Here is a 3,007-nt window from a genome sequence, read left to right as displayed (position 1 = left end):
GGGGCGGGGGGGGCCCCCTCGGGCGGCGGGGGCGGACCCCCGCGCCGAGGGTGGGGGGCCGGCCCCCCCCCCCCCCCCCCCACCACCGTCCGTGCCTTACGCGGCGAACGCGAACTTCTCGTTGCCCGCGCCGGGGAGGCAGTCCCACAGGATGACCGGCGTGCCGTTGTCCCAGACCGGGCCGGCACCCGACACGTTGAGGCAGCGCCCGCTCGCCGGGTTGAGGAACTGGCCGTCGGCCGTCATCCGGAACGTCTCGTTGCCCTGGCCGGGCACGCAGTCCCACAGGATGATCGGGGTCCTGTTGTCCCAGGTCGGGCCGCCGCCCGCCACGTTGAGGCAGCGCCCGCTCGCCGGGTTGAGCAGCTGGCCCGAGGCCGTCAGCTGGAACTGCTCGTTGGCCGCGCCCGGCACGCAGTCGGACAGGACGACCGGGGTGAAGTTGCCCCACGTCGCACTGGTGCCCGAGAGGCCGACACAGCGTCCGCTCACCGGGTTGAGCAGCGCGGCGGTCGGACCGGCGACCTGCTTGTCGGCGGAGGCGAGGACGAACGTCTCGTTGGCCTGGCCGGTGACGCAGTCCCACAGGATCATCGGCGTGCTGTTGGGCCACGGGCCCGCGCCGGAGACGTTGAGGCAGCGGTTGCTGGCCGGGTTGAACAGCTGGCCCGAGGCGTTCAGCTGGAACGTCTCGTTGCCGGCGCCCGGCACGCAGTCCCACAGGACGATCGGATTGCTGTTCGCCCACGGGCCCGCACCGGACACGTTGAGGCAGCGGTTGCTCGCGGGGTTGAACAGCTGGCCCGAGGCGTTCAGCTGGAACGCCTCGTTGCCGGCGCCCGGCACGCAGTCGAACAGGATGATCGGGTTGCCGTTCGTCCACGGGCCCGCACCGGACACGTTGAGACAGCGGCCGCTGGCCGGATTGACGACCTGGTAGGCGCGGTTGACCAGACCGCCGATCCAGGAGGCGAGGTCGTCGGTGCGGGTGCCGATCGCGCCGGTGCGGGTCTCGGCGGGGTCGGTGCCGAGGCAGCCGCCCTGCCAGGAGCGGGCGGCGACGGCGACGAGCTCGGCCTTGCCGCCGCTCTCGCGGACGACGGGGGCGCCGGTGTCGCCCTTGCAGATCGCGGCGCCGCCCTGACCGGTGACGGTGACGCCGGTGGGCTGGACGGCGTCGACGCCGAACAGGCCGGTGTGCGGCTTGGCGGGCACCCACTCGTCCGCGGTGCGCCCGTACCCGGGCACCCGCAGGCTCTCGCCCGGAGCGGGCGCGGTGGTGGCGACGGCGAGCGGGGCGATGCCGTTCAGCGGGAGGGCCAGGCGGGCCATGACGAGGTCGCGCTCCTGACGCGGCGCCAGTTCGACGACGTCGGCGCTCTTGTCGCCGACGGTCACGGTCACCTTGCGCTTGGGCACACCCGCGGCGAGGCCCTGCGGCCGGCCGGGGTCGTCCGCGAGGCACGACGCGGCGGTGACGACCCAGTACCGGTCGACGAGGGCGCCGGTGCAGGCCCGCGCATTGTCGCCGATGGTGAGTTTGGCGGTGTAGGCGTAAGAACCGTCGGCGGCCGCGGGGCCGGTGACGGCACCGGCCACCGGGGCAGAGAAGGCGGCGACGGCACAGGCGGCCGCGGCCGCCATACCGAATATCCGCTGCAAGGATAATGTCCTGCGAGTCATCTTCTGTTTCCCCCAAGTGAATTGAGAATTTTCTGGAAGGATTCCGGCCGGCGGCCGGCCCGGGATGCACGACGGAACACCGGCGACGGGCCACACCATCCCCGGACCACGGATGGACGCAGGCCGGGGTCAAGGAGTGGCAACGCCCACATCCTGTCGTCGCAAAAAATACTGTGTACGAGTGATGGTCCGTCAAGCCCTTTGCCGATTGCCCTCCGTCGGCCTAAACGGCTTCCACGGATGAATGATGGTTCGTACCAATACCAGTGACAATGCGGCAAGGACCCCGGTTTGGCCGTCCGGCCTTACGGGTGAAGCCACGAGGATTCCGAGACCCGTCACCCCGCCTGACACACCGGCAGAACTACCGTGAGTGACTGACCGTCAGCCCGGATTCCCCCGCCCGTCCCCAGGGAGCACCGCACCATGCCCGCAGCCCGCCACCGCATGCTCGCCACCGCCGCCCTCGCCGCGGCGGCCACCCTCCTGGCCACCACCCCCGCACTCGCCCGGCCCGCCGGCCCCGCCGCACCGGCCCTCCTGCGGGCACCGCTGCTGCGCCCGGACGGGGACGCGCACCAGGGCGGCCCGCACGACGGCCGTGCCAACGGCACCAGCGCCAACTGGGCCGGCTACGCGGCCACCGGCGCCAAGTTCACCAGCGTCAGCGCGAGCTGGGTCCAGCCGGAGGCGCACTGCACCACCGAGGACACCTACTCCAGCTTCTGGGTGGGCCTGGACGGCGACGGCAGCCGCTCGGTCGAGCAGAACGGCAGCTCGGCGGACTGCGTGGGCGGCAAGCCGCAGTACTACGCCTGGTTCGAGATGTACCCGGCGTACCCGGTGTTCTACAAGGACAAGGTCGAGCCCGGCGACCACTTCACGGCGAGCGTCACCGCGACCGCCACCGGGAGGTTCACCCTGACGATCACCGACGAAACCCGGCACTGGAGCCACGTCCAGCACAAGACGCTGGCCAGTGCGAAGCTCGCCTCGGCGGAGGTGATCGCCGAGGCGCCGTCCACCCTGTCCGGGCCGCTGCCGCTGACCGACTTCGGCACCGTCGCCTTCACCGACGCCAAGGCCAACGGCAAGCCGATCGGCGACTTCGGCCCCGAGAACATCACCATGGCCGACCACGACCACACCGTCCTGGCCACGACCTCGCCCCTCAGCGCCGGCAGCGCCTTCGAGGTGACCTGGCACCACAGCTGACCCGCCCCGGGAACGGCCGGGGGCCGCGGCACGGCTCCTGCGTGGGGCGCGCCCCCCCCCCCCGCAGCCCCCGCCACGAAACAAGAAGGAAAAAAACCAGGCTCCCCCC

2 protein-coding genes are annotated in these 3,007 nt (G+C 72.1%); one reads left to right on the top strand and one right to left on the bottom strand.

The window, feature by feature from the left end; translation table 11 throughout:
- Positions 1-96: 96 nt before the first annotated feature.
- Positions 97-1,644, bottom strand: coding sequence for a ricin-type beta-trefoil lectin domain protein (locus tag ACFXDE_RS19835; RefSeq protein ID WP_380495966.1), 1,548 nt, complete (start codon positions 1,642-1,644; stop codon positions 97-99).
- 465 nt (positions 1,645-2,109) lie between these two features.
- Between ACFXDE_RS19835 and ACFXDE_RS19830 the strand changes: the two genes are divergently transcribed.
- Complete coding sequence (locus ACFXDE_RS19830; RefSeq protein ID WP_380495964.1) at positions 2,110-2,898, top strand: G1 family glutamic endopeptidase; 789 nt, start codon at positions 2,110-2,112, stop codon at positions 2,896-2,898.
- Positions 2,899-3,007: the final 109 nt, after the last annotated feature.

This window comes from Kitasatospora sp. NPDC059408 (assembly GCF_042751525.1).
Lineage (GTDB): Bacteria > Actinomycetota > Actinomycetes > Streptomycetales > Streptomycetaceae > Kitasatospora.
This window is presented reverse-complemented; position numbering and strand designations above follow the sequence as displayed.

Coding starts and splice junctions, on each gene's coding strand:
- ACFXDE_RS19835 (WP_380495966.1), bottom strand. CDS start 1,644: ATGGCGGCCGCGGCCGCCTGTGCCGTCGCCGCCTTCTCTGCCCCGGTG.
- ACFXDE_RS19830 (WP_380495964.1), top strand. CDS start 2,110: ATGCCCGCAGCCCGCCACCGCATGCTCGCCACCGCCGCCCTCGCCGCG.